Here is a 13,269-nt window from a genome sequence, read left to right on the forward strand (position 1 = left end):
TTACTGATTAGTCTAAACAAATGACAAATGACAAATTTTCATCTTCCTTAATTTTGAATTTTAAATTTTGAATTTTGAATTCCCCGACGGGACTGACTTCTACCGTACCACCGTAATAATACTTGTGCTAGTTTCTCGGGATTGTGACGTACAAAACCTGTTTCATCTTCATACAAAACATTAGCTGGAACAATCCGTCGCCCTAGTTGAGTTACGGCTTCTCTATCGAGAAAAACGGGATGGGAGTTTTGTTGGGCGTAGCGGAGAAGTGATTGCTCCGAAGGGGATTTTTTGTGTATTAATACAGCATCGAATAGTCGTCTTTGTCCGCAAGCAGCATCAATTGCTCTGATGTGATCGGCAACAGTGTAGCCTTCAGTTTCTCCTGGTTGAGTCATGATATTGCAGATATAAATACGGGGGGCATCTGATTGAGCGATCGCATCGGCAATTTCTGGTACTAATAAATTAGGAATTAGGCTTGTATAAAGGCTACCTGGGCCAATAATAATGTAATCAGCTTCTTTAATTGCCTTAATAGCTGCTGGCACCGCCGGAGGATTAGCCGGAATGCAGCCAATTTTGACAATTTTACCGCCAGCTTTAGGAATACTAGACTCCCCCTCAATACGACGACCATCGGCTAATTCTGCCCAGAGGCGAACATCACTGAGAGTTGCTGGTAGTACTTGTCCTCGCACCGCTAGAACTTTAGAACTGGCTGCAACTGCTTGTTCTAAATCTCCAGTAATATCACTCATTGCCGTTAAAAACAAATTGCCAAAACTGTGACCAGTTAACCCATCTCCAGCCCGAAAACGGTATTGAAACAATTCTGTTAATAACTTTTCTTCATCAGCTAGTGCAGCCAAACAATTGCGAATATCCCCTGGTGGTAGCACTCCAAACTCTTGACGCAAACGCCCAGAAGATCCACCATCATCAGCGACAGTAACAATTGCAGTAATATTAGCGCTGTAGGTTTTCAGTCCCCTCAACAACGTAGAAAGTCCCGTACCACCACCAATTACCACTATTTTTGGGCCTCGGTACAATCGACGATGGGCCAGTAAGACATCAATGAGTTCCTCCCCGCCTTCTGCTCTTAGTACCTTAGTAATTGAGCCTACTGTGCGAGTTTGTCCCCAAAGCACCAACAGCAAGCCGCCAAGCAGCACCAAAGGCCCACTGATATAGTTCGGTAAGAGATTGGTTATGACTCCCAAGAAACCTCTAACCAACTCAATCATCCAAAAAATTGGGGTTAGCTTAATCCAAATGGCTAACCCCAAACTCGCCAGCAGTACACCCCCAACACTAATTAACAACCAACGTTTTACCGATAGTCCAGGGGATAACCATTTGAACCACTGGTTAACCCGATAAGTACGAGAGCGCGACTGCTTTTGCAGGGCGTTGAGGGCTTGTCTGAGAAAACCAATTGACATACCTGATTTGGAGCAGTGCTACAAACAATAATTAACAGAAAATTTACACCGCTTGGTTTAAAAGACCAGGCGTGAAACTATTATATTTATCAATCCTATTAGACTAAGAGCAAGTCGTGAACATTGCCAGTATTTCTAGTTAAACAATAACCCTGGCTTGGTAAAAGTGAATTTAATGGAAAAACGAATTTTAGGATTAGATCCAGGACTGGCAATTTTAGGATTTGGGGCAATTAGCTGTACGCAAAATCTCAACAAAGTACCAGAGACTACAGTAAATATGCTGGATTTTGGAGTAATTAAAACGTCAGCAGATGTAGAAATGGGACAGCGCTTATGTACCTTGTTTGATGATTTACACACCGTGATGGAGGAATTTCAACCAGATTTAGTGGCGATCGAGAAACTATTCTTCTATCGTATGTCAAGTACTATCCTGGTTGCACAGGCGCGGGGTATAGTCATTTTAGTGTTGGGGCAGCGTCGTCTTCCTTATGTAGAGTTTACTCCGGCTCAAATTAAACAAGCTTTAACAGGCTATGGCAATGCTGATAAGTCAGAAGTGCAAGAAGCAGTGGCGCGGGAGTTGGATTTAGATGAAATTCCTAAGCCGGATGATGCTGCGGATGCTTTGGCAGTGGCTTTAACGGCTTCTTATCAGCTGTAGGTGTTTTATCAAAGATTTGGGTTTGGGGACATAATGCTTTCTCTAAAAGCCCACGAACCATCACCAATACTGGACTCTCTTTCAGAAAACGCTCAAGGGCTAGTCCTGATAATATTGCTCAATGCGATCGCCTACGGTGGGCGGTTACGCGATCGCAAAAAGTCTTGCTAAATAATTGTAATAATATTTAATATGAGTCTAGGTTGTCTAATTTAGATTAACTATTGCAGAGAAATTCTCTCAGACTGAGTAAAATGACAAATACAACGAGGCAACTATTTTATGGATTAGTTACCCTAGAACTGGAGACTATGTTTTCAGTCCTGAGTTACTTCTGTATTTTGCCTCTGAGGCATACCAATTTAGACTACACCAAATCCTTCATTTAAGAGCTCCCACTAATCATAATGGCTGTGATTGAGAAGAAAAGAACTCGCGATCTGCCCCAAATTAACGAACGAATTCGCTTCCCGAAAATTCGGGTCATTGACACTGACGGTGCCCAACTGGGAATTATGCCCCCACAGGAAGCACTACAACTAGCAGAAGAAAAAGAGCTAGATTTGGTGCTAATCAGCGATAAAGCTGACCCGCCGGTTTGTCGGATTATGGACTACGGGAAATACAAGTTTGAGCAGGAAAAAAAGGCGCGGGAAGCCCGGAAAAAACAGCACACGGCTGATGTCAAAGAAGTTAAGATGCGCTACAAAATAGAAGAACACGACTACAACGTGCGTGTTAAGCAAGCAGAGCGCTTTTTGAAAGATGGCGATAAAGTCAAAGCGACTGTGATGTTCCGGGGTCGAGAAATTCAACACAGCGACCTAGCAGAAGATTTGCTCAAGCGAATGGCAACGGATTTGGAGCCTTTTGGTGAGCTTCAACAAGCGCCTAAAAAAGAAGGACGAAACATGATGATGCTCATCTCGCCTAAAAAATAATTCTCTAACTGTTTAATAGACCAAGTTTGAAAATCCCCTGGCTAGAAGTCGGGGGATTTTTTCATCTTTCATTTGAATGCAATATACGCTTTAAGAGGTTGTTTGAAAAGTCCTCTTCTTGGTAGCAAAACTTTCTAGATCCCCCTAAATCCACGCCAGTTGCTCATGGGGGAAACTCCCATCGCCCTTGGCGTCTCCCCTTGGGAGAAGACCGCACTGGCTCCCCTTAAAAAGGGGGACTTTGATTCCGGTTCCCCCCTTTTTAAGCTATCCATTACCCGGATCTTTCTTAACATTTGCGAGAGTATTGACTCAGTTTTTTATAACCCTGATTCGTTCGTTGTTCATTCTCAATAAAAACGCAGTTTTAGCGAGAAGATTAAAAGCGAATTTGTCAAGTATACCTAAATTCTCAATGTCTAAGAAGGTTATAGAACATGGGTTTCAAGATTGTAAAGAAAGATGTGGGTAACGCATAGCTTTTTAAGGGGGGCTAGGGGGGATCGGTTAGTGCCTAAAATCACAGCCAACCACTTTTCAAACAACCTCTAAGCGCACAGTTAGCTATGCACTCCTACGAAAGCGTTTAAATTTATCTAAAATCGATAGTCCTGAACGCTGAATGGGAAACATAATACTCAGTTGCTCAGGACTTTTGCTATTCCCAAGGAATGGAGAGACAAGGGAGTTAGGAGGACAAGGGGACAAGGAGAGCAAGCAAGGAAGGTATATTTCTTTCCCCCTGCCCCTCTGCCCCCCTGCTCCCCTGCCTCCCCATTGCGCGGTGATACTACCAGAAAATAAAACTGCATGGAATTGAAAAATCACTGGTTGGCTGCAAATAAAGTTGCTTTACCACGACTACTACAGTGGGTGAATCTCCGACCAGAGGAGAGCGAACGAACCCAGATAATGTTTCTTTTTTACACAATCGTATGTGTAGGATTGCGGTGGGCAGAAGACAGTACGGTGGCGCTGTTTTTGGATGAATATGGAACTCATCTACTGCCGTGGATGTATATTGCTAGTGCGGCAATGAGTGCCGGACTGGTTTTTTTATACTCTTGGCTGCAAAAGATTTTTCCCTTACGTCGGGTAATTGTGGCGATCGCACCTTGCATGTTGATGCCATTAGTTTTATTAGTTGTATTACGTTGGGGATATCATTTTTCCTACCTGGCAGTGATTTCGGCATTTCTGCTGCGGCTGTGGGTAGATGCACTTTATGTGGTCAATGACCTCAACACTTCTATTGTCGCCAACCAAATATTTAATATTCGGGAGATTAAACGGACTTACCCACTGGTGAGTAGTGGGCTTTTGGTAGCAGATGTGATCAGTGGCTTTAGTTTGCCTTGGCTAGTGCAATACACCACGCTGAATAAGATCATCCTGATCGCCTGTATCGTGATTTTATTAGGATCGGGGATTCTATTCTATTTAACTCATCACTATCGAGCAGCTTTCCCTGAAACCCCACAAAGACTAGTTCCCGAACAACAAGCTTCACGGGAGCGTTTCATTAAAAGTCCGCTGAAGCGGTATGTCTGGCAGTTGTTTGCTTTTGTGGGGCTGTTGCAAGTTATTGGGTTGTTAATAGATTTTCAGTATCTGCGCGAACTTCAATCCAATTTGAGCGACCGAGAACTTGCGAGCTTTTTGGGTCTTTTTGGTGGGATGTTGGGACTGTGTGAGTTGTTGTTGCAGTGGTTTTTTTCCAGCAGACTTATCGAACGCATGGGGGTATTTTTCACTGCGACGCTTTTACCAATTACCGTCGGCTTTTCACTCCCAGGAGTGCTGGTATTACTGCATTTAATTCCAGCCATGCAATCGCAAAGCTTTTTTTGGGGTTTGATAATTGTCAAATTCTTTGATGAACTTCTGCGCTACACCTTTGTGATGAGTAGCGGCCCCATCCTGTACCAACCGATTCCAGAGGCAATTCGCAGCCGGATGCAGACTTTATCTGGTGGAACTGCCGAAGCGATCGCTACAGGTTTGACAGGAGCGCTAATTTTTGTGACTATCTTGTTTTGTGGGCGGTTTGTACCCGAACCACTACAAAAATGGGTGTTGGTAGCAGAAACCATGCTAATAACTGGCACCTGTTTAACAGTAGTTTGGGAATTGCGATCGCGCTATGTGGAACTGTTAGTCTTGAGTGTGGCGCGGGGTCACTTGAGTGCAAGCAATGTCGGCTTGCGATTTTTCAAACAGGGTGTAGTCAAAGCTTTAGCAGAAAAAGGCAGTGAGGCTGATAAACGCTCTTGCATTGAACTTTTAGCCCAAATTGATTCCCAAGGAGCGGCGGAAGTTTTAGCTCCGCTACTAGTGAAGTTAACCCCAGATTTGCAGCGCCAAAGTTTAGAAGTGATGCTGACGGGAGGTGTAAATCCGGTTTATTTAGCCGCCATCCGTCCTTTGTTAGAAGAATCCCAAGAAACGAACCCCGAAGTTTTTGCTTTAGCGCTGCGCTACGTTTGGCTGGCTGAACCAAACCCCAATTTAAGCCTTTTAGAAGAATACCTGAACCCCCGGCAAAACTCACTCATCCGCGCTACCGCTGCCGCTTTAGTCTTACGCCAGGGAACGCCCATGCAAAAGGTAGTAGCTACTCAAACCATGCGCCGGATGCTGACTCATAAGCAAGAACGGGAACGGGTGAATGGAGTTAGAGCGCTGAGAGAAGCAGTTTATTTGCAGGCATTGCGGATTCATATCCCGAATTTATTACAAGATGAGTCGTTACGGGTGCGCTGTGCCGTATTAGAAATGATTTCAGCCACCCATTTAGAAGAGTACTATTCGGCACTGATTGCAGCACTTTATTACAAATCAACCCGCAGTACAGCCATGTCAGCCCTAGTACGACTAGAAAATGAAGCTTTAGAAATGCTGTTGCGGTTGGCTACCAATATTTACAAACCAGAAGTAGTGCGGATGTATGCTTGGCGTACCATTGCTCAAGTCGGTACCCAGCAAGCATTGGAGACTTTATGGGAAAACTTGGAAATATCCTGGGGTACTACTAGGGATCATATTCTCCGCAGCTTACTAAAAATCCACAAACAACCAGGAATTAAAGGTTTAGTAGATCGATTTTATGAAAGTCGGGTAGAAAATTTAATTAAGCAGGAATTAAAATTTTTAGGTGAAATTTACGCTGCATATATCGACTTCCAAACACTAGACCAAAAAGAAAATCATCAACCCAATGAGAGGATTGTGATTGTCTCTGAATTATTGCAACGCGCCCTTCTAGAATTGGAATTGGATGTGAAAGAGCGGCTGCTACTATTACTGAAATTGCTTTACTCGCCAGAAAAGATGCAGGCAGCAGCATTCAATCTGCGATCGCTCTCAGTGGTAAACTTAGCGCGGGGGTTAGAAATCTTAGAGCATACCGTCACTTTGTCTTCAAAGTCTTTATTGCTGAATATTTTAGACAACCGACCACAGACAGAAAAATTACAATATCTTGTCGAAGCCAAGATTGTAGAATATGAGAACATGATAGTTAGCGATCGCCTCCACAGATTGCTGATGTTAGGTAATTTCCTTTCTGACTGGTGTCTAGCTTGCTGTTTCCATTATGCTCAAGTTACACGCATCCGACTAACCAGCTCTGAGATTTTAGTGAGCTTACGTCATCCCACCGGCTTTGTTAGAGAAGCTGCGATCGCATATTTAAATATGGTTTCATATCGCGTTCTCCTGCAAATCCTCCCCCAGTTACAAAAAGATCCACATCCTTTAGTCTCCGCTCAAGTTAAAGAGTTACTCGAAAAATACCAATTCAAAAATTACAATTGAAAAAACCTCCAATCGCTGTAAAAGTAGAATTAATGCCCAATAACTAATGACAAATACAACTCTTGGAGAGGCTGCGCCAACGGCTTCTCTACGAGACGCTACGCGAACGCGGTAGTTGAGCGCAGCCGAAACTCAGTACAAGTGACAAATGACAAATGACCAATGACAAATGACCAATGACTATTTGTTAACCTGTAAACTGAAGTAAAAATTCAAAGAATATCAGGAATCATGTACGTACTCATTGGTGGAGCAGGCTTAGTGGGGCTAAGTTTAGCGCAAAAACTGGTAGAACTAGGACATACTGTTGCTGTAATTGACATTGACCCTATCGCTTGCCGCTACGCCCGCGAACAAGTAGGAGCAATGGCTTTTGAAGGCAGCGCTGTGAGTACAGAAGTATTGTTAGAAGCGGGGATTCGCAAAGCCGGTTCCTTGGCAGCAGTCCTCAGAAGTGATGCCTTAAACTTGGCAATGGTAACTCTTGCTAAACACTACGGCGTCACCCATATTTTGAGCCGGATGCGCCACCCCGATTTTGCCGAACCACTGCGGATAGCTGGAGCAAACCATATTATCAGTACTGTTGAACTATCAGTTTCAACAATGGTGAACGCCATTGAGTATCCCCAAGTGGAATCAATGATGCATTTTGAGCAGGGACAGATTGAAGTTCTGAAACTTTCCATCCCCAACAATTGCTATGTTGCCGGTCGTAGCGTTGCCGAAATTGCTCAAGATCCCCAATTCCCCACTGGTTCGCTAATTATTGGCTATCAATCTCATCCCCACGAAGATTTGATGATTCCTAACGGCAGTACAATACTGGAACCTCATTCAACTGTGCTGATTGTGACTAAACCAAGATGCTTACATCAAGTCATTGATTTTATTGAACAAAGATGTTGAGCGCAGTTCCTACCTAAACTGTTTATTAGGTAGGGTTAGCTACACATATAAAAAATTGGTGAGTTTTGATGAAGCTGTATAGATATATTTATTTAGCGATCGCTGTTATTATTCTTGCATCTTGTGAATCAACACCCAAGTCACAACCCAATGCCATTCCAGCAACCCCATTGCAAAAAACAGTGACACTGGATCAGAATTTTAAGATAGCCAGCGGTCAAACTATTTATGTTCCGGTCTACTCTCATATCTATCATCACAATCGCCAAGAGGTTTTTGAGTTAGCAGCTACGCTTAGTATTCGGAATACAGATTTGACCAATCCGATTATTGTTACTTCTGTGCGCTACTATAACTCAGAAGGGAAACTAGTTAAACAGTATTTAGAGCGCCCTATTCAACTTGATGCGCTAGCTTCGACAGATTTTTTTATCAATAGAAATGACACCAGTGGAGGTTTAGGCGCAAACTTTATTGTCGAGTGGGTAGCCCAAACAGAAATATCCGAACCGATAGTAGAGGCAGTCATGATTGGCACTGATTTTCAACAAGGAATTTCTTTTATCAGTCCTGGTAGAGTAATTAAAAGTCAAAATAACGATAAGCGATCGCCTTTAAAATAGAAATTTTCAAAAGCTAATTTATCGAACAGAATTCAGGAGTCAGGAGTCAGCATTCAGCACTGAGTATGGTAAAAGGGGCTGTGTGATGCGGCGCTATCGGGAATTGGAGAACAAGGGAGTTAGTAGCCAATAGATAGATAATACTTAGCAATTTTTTTTTTGTAACGAACTTATGTAAAGCTGTAAAAGAAAAATGCCTTGTTAAATCTATGAACATCCATAAAGTCTCTACTACTCCCTTCAGCGACCAAAAGCCTGGTACTTCTGGGCTGCGGAAAGCAGTTAAGGTTTTTCAGCAGCCCCACTACCTGGAAAATTTTGTCCAATCCATCTTCGATTCTGTAGGGGACTTGCAGGGACAAACCATAGTCCTGGGTGGTGATGGTCGTTATTACAATCGCCAAGCCATTCAAATCATTTTGAAAATGGCTGCGGCCAATGGAATTGGGCGGATTAAAGTTGGCCAACGGGGGATTTTGTCTACTCCTGCCACTTCCGCGATTATTCGCAAGTACGAGGCTATTGGTGGCATCATCTTGTCTGCTAGCCATAATCCGGGCGGGCCAAATGGTGACTTTGGCGTGAAATATAACATTAACAACGGCGGCCCAGCGCCGGAAAAGGTGACAGAGGCTATGTACGATCGCAGTAAAGTGATTGATAGCTACCAAATTCTGGAAGCATCAGATGTAGATTTAGAAACTTTGGGTGAGTCACATTTAGGAGAGACGGTAGTTGAGGTGATTGACTCCGTACATGATTATCAAGAGTTAATGGAGTCCCTGTTTGATTTTGAACGGATTCACCAACTGTTGACAAAAGGAAATTTTCGGTTCAGCATCGATGCCTTACATGCGGTGGCTGGCCCTTATGCCCATGCTATTTTCGAGCAACGTTTAGGCGCACCAGTGGGAACTGTGCAAAATGGTACACCCCTAGAAGACTTTGGCGGCGGCCACCCTGACCCAAATCTGGTTTATGCCCATGATTTGGTGGATATTTTGTACGGAGAGAATGCGCCCGACTTTGGGGCAGCTTTTGATGGAGATGGCGATCGCAATATGATCTTAGGGCGTAAGTTCTTTGTCACCCCTAGCGATAGCCTCGCAGTGTTAGCCGCAAACGCCAAGCTAGTCCCTGGTTATAGTGCAGGTTTAGCCGGGGTAGCGCGATCGATGCCTACTAGCCAAGCAGTAGATCGAGTTGCTGCTCAGATTGGGATTGAATCTTATGAAACACCTACTGGGTGGAAGTTTTTCGGCAATCTCTTAGACGCGGGGAAAGCAACTCTGTGCGGTGAAGAAAGTTTTGGTACCGGCTCTAACCATATCCGTGAAAAAGATGGGCTATGGGCTGTCCTGTTTTGGCTGAATATCCTAGCAGTCCGGCAACAATCTGTTGAGCAGATTGTCCGGGAACACTGGCAAACCTATGGACGCAATTATTACTCTCGCCATGACTATGAAGAGATAGAGACAGGTCCAGCCAACACTTTAATAGAAAGACTGCGTTCCTTATTGCCAAATCTTAAAGGCAAGCAATTCGGTAACTATCAAGTTGAATACAGTGATGACTTTAGTTATACCGACCCTGTTGATGGTAGCATTAGCCATCAACAGGGGGTTCGCATTGGCTTTACCGATGGCTCCCGCATTGTCGTGCGACTTTCTGGCACAGGTACTCAAGGTGCAACCCTAAGAGTTTATCTAGAAAGCTACGAGCCAGATCCCGCCAAACATGACCTTGAGCCACAGCAAGCACTTGCTTCTTTGATCGCTATTGCTCAGGAGATAGTCCAGATTCGCGAACTGACAGGACGGGAACAGCCAACTGTAATCACCTAGCACTTTGTTAATACCAACTTGAAAAAAAATGCGACAAATAAACCCTTTGTAGAGACGCGATGAATCGCGTCTTTGCCCAAGGATGTGTTGCAATCATTAATTTAATTGGTATAAGCTAGTTTTGAGGTTTGTAGTAAGAATTTTAGTGCTTAGAAAGTAACGACTAAAGTTCTTACTCTGACCGATCTTTTTTTACCTGAAAACGGTCACAATCCTCTATTATCTCTGCTTCACCTTCTTTGTCACCTCTTCAGAATAACGAAGTTCAAAGGTTCATTGATAAAGCCCAGACTATGCCCCATGCCCAATCCCGATATCCTTAATCATCTTCTAATTTCAGTAATTGTTCATCGAGAGTTTGTATCCGCCCGCGCACAATTTCTTCTGAGAGAATTCGCTTCCGCATTGCCTCATTGAGCGCTCCTTTTTCTGCCAAGAGTAAACGTCGACGAATAGCTTCAAGCTTACTGCTCTTGCCACTTCCACCTTCCACCTCATCAGGGCGACGATTATATAGTTCCCGCAGTGTTTTTTCTGCACCGGCAATTCGTACCTGATAAGCTGAACGCATCTCTTCATAAACGGCTTTTGGTAATACCCCTGATTTCAATAGGCTATCTAATTCATCTTGTGCCGCCTTACCCGTCATCAACTGAGCTTGCAATTCTTCAACCTGTTGTTGAACTTCGGAAAATTTAGATAACTTTAAGCGTTTAACCACCCAAGGCAAACTTAAACCCTGTCCCACTAACGACACCAGCACACAGCCGAAGACTATAGCTATCAAAACTTCTCGCCCTGGCAGTGTTGTAGGTAAACTTAATGCCAGAGCCATTGAGAGTGAACCTTTGATGTTGCCTAAAAACAGTAAATGTTGCCAGCGCAGCGGAATTGGACGGTCAATCAAACGAACTACTGCTAGCAATGGATAGACTGTAAGAACTCGCCCGATTTGATAAGCCAAAACTGCAAGTAGAATTGCAGGTAAAGTTTTCCAGAGTGTTACCAGATTTATTTCTACACCAATTAACAGAAAAATAAAGGTGTTGACAGTGAAACTGGCATATTCCCAGAAACTTAACAAGGTGATGCGGCTAGAAGCAGAAGTATTGCGAGAAAGACCTAAATTTCCAAAAATCAATCCAGCAACAACTACGGCCACAGGGCCTGATACACCCAAAAATTGCCCAACCTGAAAAGTTCCTAATGCAACTGCGACTGTCAGCAAAAGACTGCTAAGAGCATCATCTAAACGGGCGAATACAGGTATACTCAAGTAGCCCAAGACTAACCCCACAACGCAGCCTCCTACAGAGATAAATAGCAGTTGTTGGATTCCCTCTACAAATGTGAGTGAGCCTGTTGAATATACTTGCACGATCAAGTTGAAGGAAACTAGGGCAGCAGCGTCATTGAATAGGGTTTCTCCTTCAACGATGGTGGAAAGCCGGGAGGGTACTGGTATATCCTTAAATACAGCAATCATGGAAACAGTATCAGTGTTGGCCAGAATTACTCCGACAAATAATGCAGGTATCCAATCCAGTCCCAGGACAAATTTCAACAGGACGGCAATAATCGCACTGGAAATCACAGCCCCTGGCCCAGCTAGTAGGGCAATTGGTTTAAAGGTGCTGCGTAGGCGGCTGACATCTGTATTAATACCAGCTTCAAAGATGAGAATTGGCAAGAAAAGATTTAAAACAAGGGTTGGATTTAAACCAATCCGACGAGACAATAACTCAGTGATGGGCAAACCTGCTAATACTAAACCCGTAACATAAGGGATTCCCAACCGCCGGGACAGCAAAGCTACACCTGTAGCCACAACCAAGAGAATAATTGAAACTTTGACTAATTCGGTAACATCCACTATTGCGTTTTAAAGAGTTAGTTTGACTTGACTGATAGATTCTCTCCTCATTCATGCCAAATTAGCAACTTTAACGTGTGGTTTCAGAACTTCTAATTTCCTCGACTTGACCAACTTCAAAAATTAGAGTGAATGGTTGCCCCATCTCTCGTTTAATAAATTCTTCTAATAACTCTACTTGCCGAGGTGTGACAGGTTCTCTTGCCCGGACGCTCAAACGGACTTCTGGGGGATTTGTTAACCAATTAGTATTACTGTTAAGCAACTGCAATCGCCCAAAGGTGACAGTTCTATTTAATAATGCCCGTCGTAAGCTGGTTTCTAGTTGTGCTTGTCGTACAAGTCGGGCAAAGCTGACTCCCAAGGGAATTAAGAGAACAGCTGTCAAAGCCATAGTCCAAATTAGGGGTTGACGCGCCCGCGCCATTGAAGTGTAACCCGCTACCAAGAATGTCACCATACAGGAGAGGGCAATACCTAACAGGTTAGTGAGATAAAGTAGAGTTGCCCCGAAACTGAGTGACCAATTTCCTTGTGCCAAGCCTAACCCAATTACACAAATGGGAGGCATGAGGGCAACAGCGATCGCAGTTCCCGCTAAACTACCAGAGATTTTCGTCTCAACTTTCGCGTAGCCACTAATACCACCAGCCGCTACCGCAATTCCCAAATCTAACAGCGTTGGTCTCGATCGAGCTAACACTTCACTACCATAGCTGGGCAATCCCACCAGCAAACCTAGAGTAAAGGCGATCGCTACCGCTAGGATCGTGCCCACTACTACAGCAATTACACCCCTGCGAAACAAAGTAATATCTGCTTGCAAAGCACCAAAAGCTAAACCGCGAATCGGCAACATTAGGGGGGCAATAATCATCGCGCCAATAATCACGGCCGTACTGTTGGACAATAAACCTAAAGTAGCGATCGCACAGGAGCTAATAATTAAAATTATGTAAGCTGAGTCTAAGGTAGATTCTGCCAGCAAGTCTGTTTGTAGCTGTTGGAGTTGTTCCGGCTGTGAACCCCGACGGCGGAAATTTTTAAACCGGTCTCGAATGTTATTACCCAAGACCTTCCTCCTAAATACTCGGTTAACTGTAAAATATTCAATCTCTGCTGATTAAAGTCTTACATTAAGCTGGTGT

Annotated in this window: 10 protein-coding genes; 7 read left to right on the plus strand and 3 right to left on the minus strand. The window is 43.8% G+C overall.

All coding sequences use genetic code 11. The annotated features are described in order from the left end of the window. Window positions 1–47 precede the first annotated feature (47 nt). Window positions 48–1,448 carry a gluconeogenesis factor YvcK family protein gene (locus V7K84_RS13120; RefSeq protein ID WP_334838606.1) on the minus strand — a complete coding sequence of 467 codons (1,401 nt, stop codon included), beginning with the start codon at window positions 1,446–1,448 and terminating at the stop codon, window positions 48–50. A 175-nt stretch (window positions 1,449–1,623) separates the two neighbouring features. Here V7K84_RS13120 and ruvC point away from each other — a divergent pair, with 175 nt between their 5' ends. The 7 genes from ruvC to V7K84_RS13155 all read left to right on the plus strand — a co-directional run bounded on the left by ruvC (window position 1,624) and on the right by V7K84_RS13155 (window position 10,248). Continuing rightward, entirely contained in the window at window positions 1,624–2,115 is a 492-nt protein-coding gene (gene ruvC / locus V7K84_RS13125; RefSeq protein ID WP_322638139.1) for a crossover junction endodeoxyribonuclease RuvC, read from the plus strand. Window positions 2,116–2,148: 33 nt separating this feature from the next. Continuing rightward, window positions 2,149–2,286, plus strand: a complete 138-nt coding sequence (locus V7K84_RS13130; protein WP_334838608.1) for a hypothetical protein — start codon at window positions 2,149–2,151, stop codon at window positions 2,284–2,286. A gap of 236 nt (window positions 2,287–2,522) precedes the next feature. Then, complete coding sequence (infC, locus tag V7K84_RS13135) at window positions 2,523–3,056, plus strand: translation initiation factor IF-3 (protein ID WP_104908867.1); 534 nt, start codon at window positions 2,523–2,525, stop codon at window positions 3,054–3,056. 810 nt (window positions 3,057–3,866) lie between these two features. Beyond that, window positions 3,867–6,872 (plus strand): MFS transporter, encoded by a 3,006-nt coding sequence (locus V7K84_RS13140; RefSeq protein ID WP_334838610.1) that lies wholly within the window; start codon window positions 3,867–3,869, stop codon window positions 6,870–6,872. Window positions 6,873–7,103: 231 nt separating this feature from the next. Beyond that, a complete protein-coding gene (locus V7K84_RS13145) occupies window positions 7,104–7,781 on the plus strand; it encodes a potassium channel family protein (protein WP_094352965.1) in 678 nt (225 codons plus the stop codon). Window positions 7,782–7,849: 68 nt separating this feature from the next. Next, complete coding sequence (locus V7K84_RS13150; RefSeq protein ID WP_334838612.1) at window positions 7,850–8,404, plus strand: DUF3124 domain-containing protein; 555 nt, start codon at window positions 7,850–7,852, stop codon at window positions 8,402–8,404. 209 nt (window positions 8,405–8,613) lie between these two features. Beyond that, window positions 8,614–10,248, plus strand: coding sequence for an alpha-D-glucose phosphate-specific phosphoglucomutase (locus tag V7K84_RS13155; RefSeq protein ID WP_334838613.1), 1,635 nt, complete (start codon window positions 8,614–8,616; stop codon window positions 10,246–10,248). Window positions 10,249–10,567: 319 nt separating this feature from the next. On the opposite strand, the gene V7K84_RS13160 is transcribed toward V7K84_RS13155, so the two are convergent. After that, a complete protein-coding gene (locus tag V7K84_RS13160; protein ID WP_334838614.1) occupies window positions 10,568–12,121 on the minus strand; it encodes a cation:proton antiporter in 1,554 nt (517 codons plus the stop codon). A gap of 70 nt (window positions 12,122–12,191) precedes the next feature. Then, the gene (locus tag V7K84_RS13165; protein WP_334838616.1) at window positions 12,192–13,193 is read right to left on the minus strand and encodes a DUF389 domain-containing protein; all 1,002 of its coding nucleotides are present in this window, start codon (window positions 13,191–13,193) and stop codon (window positions 12,192–12,194) included. Window positions 13,194–13,269: the final 76 nt, after the last annotated feature.

Source organism: Nostoc sp., from assembly GCF_036917315.1.
Taxonomy (GTDB): Bacteria; Cyanobacteriota; Cyanobacteriia; order Cyanobacteriales; family Nostocaceae; genus Nostoc.

Bases quoted from the DNA above. Each gene is read 5' to 3' on its own strand.
- V7K84_RS13120 (WP_334838606.1), bottom strand. From the start codon at position 1,448: ATGTCAATTGGTTTTCTCAGACAAGCCCTCAACGCCCTGCAAAAGCAG.
- ruvC (WP_322638139.1), top strand. From the start codon at position 1,624: ATGGAAAAACGAATTTTAGGATTAGATCCAGGACTGGCAATTTTAGGA.
- V7K84_RS13130 (WP_334838608.1), top strand. From the start codon at position 2,149: ATGCTTTCTCTAAAAGCCCACGAACCATCACCAATACTGGACTCTCTT.
- infC (WP_104908867.1), top strand. From the start codon at position 2,523: ATGGCTGTGATTGAGAAGAAAAGAACTCGCGATCTGCCCCAAATTAAC.
- V7K84_RS13140 (WP_334838610.1), top strand. From the start codon at position 3,867: ATGGAATTGAAAAATCACTGGTTGGCTGCAAATAAAGTTGCTTTACCA.
- V7K84_RS13145 (WP_094352965.1), top strand. From the start codon at position 7,104: ATGTACGTACTCATTGGTGGAGCAGGCTTAGTGGGGCTAAGTTTAGCG.
- V7K84_RS13150 (WP_334838612.1), top strand. From the start codon at position 7,850: ATGAAGCTGTATAGATATATTTATTTAGCGATCGCTGTTATTATTCTT.
- V7K84_RS13155 (WP_334838613.1), top strand. From the start codon at position 8,614: ATGAACATCCATAAAGTCTCTACTACTCCCTTCAGCGACCAAAAGCCT.